Annotated in this window: 1 protein-coding gene; it reads left to right on the top strand. The window is 45.5% G+C overall.

Going from position 1 to position 565, the window contains the following annotated elements:
• Window positions 1–129 precede the first annotated feature (129 nt).
• The gene (locus HBA93_RS18075; RefSeq protein WP_221724218.1) at window positions 130–471 is read left to right on the top strand and encodes a type II toxin-antitoxin system RelE/ParE family toxin; all 342 of its coding nucleotides are present in this window, start codon (window positions 130–132) and stop codon (window positions 469–471) included.
• Window positions 472–565 lie beyond the last annotated feature (94 nt).

Below are 565 nucleotides of genomic sequence, written 5' to 3'. Positions count from 1 at the left end.
CATTTTATGAAATTGCGGATGCTAATGGTTGGGGATTAGGGGAAACCTTGGAACATGCGGTTGATCTGCTTGATAAATATAAAAAACCATAGCATGTCATTGACGTATACGCCAATGAAGTATACATAAATGACTGAATTGCAAACTGTAGTTGAGTTGCCTGAGTTCCAACGCCGCGCGCGATCGATTATGACGGACGCAGAGCGTGAGGCGGTGATCACTTGGATTGCCACAAACCCAGAAGAGGGTGTTTCCCTAGGTGGCGGATTGAGAAAAATCCGCATCCCCAGAGAAGGTGGAGGGAAAAGCGGAGGCTTCAGAACGATTTACGTATTTGGTGGACGCCACATGCCGATATTTTTGATCACGATTTTCGCAAAAAACGAAAAGGCTAATCTTTCTTCTAAAGAACAGGCAGCAACTGTAGAAATGAGCAAAGCGATCGTTTCAATGTGGAGCAACAAACAATGAGCGCATTTGAAAGTATCAAGAAGGGGCTGGACGAGGCTCTTGAATTTTCGAAGGGACACGAGGCCGGCTCTCAGGTTCACAAAATTATCTTGCC

It is taken from the genome of Ochrobactrum sp. SFR4 (assembly GCF_019730395.1).
In the GTDB taxonomy this organism is placed as follows: domain Bacteria; phylum Pseudomonadota; class Alphaproteobacteria; order Rhizobiales; family Rhizobiaceae; genus Pseudochrobactrum.
This window is presented reverse-complemented; position numbering and strand designations above follow the sequence as displayed.